Genomic DNA, 1,775 nt, shown 5'->3' on the forward strand with positions numbered 1-1,775 from the left:
TACTTGCAAGGAAGCTATCAGAAATGGTATTGCACCAGTAAGAAGATCACATCCTGCATACTCTTATATGAACGATAGAGATGGTGATGGGGTTGTATTGTCGTAAGACAATAAAGATTGAAACTAAACAATAAAGTTTGAAACTAAACAATAAAGTTTGAAACTAAGACATTAAAGTTGAAAACTTTTTAAACCCGGTTAAGCTGATTAAAAGTTAACTGGGTTTTTGTTATGGCAAAATCAAAGTATGTTTTAACTGAAAAACAAATCATCAGGCGGATTAAAGAAGGCCGAGGTTCAGGAAAGCTTTCTAACTATAAACCGTGGCTGTACGTGAATGAGGTTCCATCCGAAGGTAGATCTCAAAGAGTCTACTCTCACCTAACGAGCCGCATTCATCATGTGCTATCGGACCTTGAATTCGCTATTTTTCTCCTTCTTGATCATAACCCTGCCGTAACTGACATTCGTGAGCAGTTTCCACTCAATAGGGATTACACGCTAAATATCTGCCAGGAACATCAGCTTTGGCACCCTGCACAAAATGGGGTTAATCAAGTGATGTCGTCAGACTTTTTTGTCAACACCTCTTCTAAAGTTCAGCCTAGATTTGTTATCCAAGCCAAGTATAAAAATGCCCTTAAAGATTCAAGAACTATCGAAAAACTTGAAATTGAACGTCGTTATTGGCAGTTAAAAAAGATCCCGTGGTTCCTAGTCACGGAAAAAGAAATAGATAAAGTCGTTGTGGATAATATTGAGTGGCTATATGGCGTCAAAGGGTATTTCGATGAATTGATTACCGATGAGCTTTTGCTAACGTTTAACCACATGAAAGCTTATTTCTCTCGCATTCCTGACAAAAAAGTGGTTGAAATTGCAAAAGAATATGAGTTGGCTTATGGACAGAAGTTAGGAGACTCTATGTTCGATCTTCGATTGATGTGCGCTGCTAGGCTTATCACGTTTGATATTCGATATCCTTTCCATAGCTTGCGAGCAAGAGACCTTGTATTTAGAGGTGTAGCTTTTGATGAGGGGCACAGCTATGTGGCGAGTTAATGAAACCCTATCATTTGATGGCAAGCCTTATCGCATTCTTTTTACTGAGACAAGCTACTTCTATTGGATTGCTATTGATGAGAACAAAGGTTTACCTGAAAGAGTCTATTTTGATGAATGCTTCAATTGGACTGATGAGGGGCGTTTAGAAAAGATCCCTGACCCCTACTCATACCTCCAAGGTGAGTCTTGGGACGAAGCATCTAGTAGTTATTTGGAAAGCCAACGCAACTATGAACTGATAAAGCCTATCGTTGAAGGCGAAGAGGCATTTGACAAGCGAGTTCGAGCGAGCAGGCTTAATCAGGTTATTGCTGAATCGGGTAAAGGAAAACCTACGATCTATCGACTCTTAAGGCGCTATTGGCAAAGGGGTCAGATTAAGAATGCTCTTTTACCTGATTATAAAAACTCTGGTGCAGGTGGAAAAAGAAGAAACTTCACGACTAGCAAAGCTGGTAGACAGAGGATATATGGCATTGGTCGCGGAGAGCCTGTAACCGAAAGTGTCAGAAAGCAATTTCGAATCATTTGTGATAAGTATCTGATGAACGATAAAGGCTTTTCAATTCGGTATTCGTATATCAAGTTTACTAAGGCTTACAAGCTCAAACACCCTGAAGCTGAAGAGCATGAAATTCCGACACTTCGTCAGTTTCAATACTTTTACAAAACCGAGTATACAAAGGCCACTCAGCTCACTGTTCAGACGC

Annotated in this window: 2 protein-coding genes and 1 pseudogene; all 3 read left to right on the forward strand. The window is 39.9% G+C overall.

Going from position 1 to position 1,775, the window contains the following annotated elements; all coding sequences use genetic code 11:
* A partial coding sequence (locus tag IQR33_RS35925) for an excalibur calcium-binding domain-containing protein (RefSeq protein WP_193843975.1) occupies nt 1-106 on the forward strand: 106 nt, incomplete at its 5' end.
* Between the two features lie 125 nt (nt 107-231).
* Entirely contained in the window at nt 232-1,062 is an 831-nt protein-coding gene (locus IQR33_RS19935) for a TnsA endonuclease N-terminal domain-containing protein (RefSeq protein WP_193843976.1), read from the forward strand.
* Nucleotides 1,049-1,775: pseudogene (locus IQR33_RS33675) on the forward strand (transposase); the annotation flags it as partial. The gene IQR33_RS19935 and the pseudogene IQR33_RS33675, both read left to right, overlap by 14 nt.

Source organism: Vibrio sp. OPT46, assembly GCF_015163535.1.
Lineage (GTDB): Bacteria > Pseudomonadota > Gammaproteobacteria > Enterobacterales > Vibrionaceae > Vibrio > Vibrio alginolyticus.

Excerpts from the sequence above, each read along its gene's own strand:
- IQR33_RS19935 (WP_193843976.1), top strand. The coding sequence starts at position 232 with ATGGCAAAATCAAAGTATGTTTTAACTGAAAAACAAATCATCAGGCGG.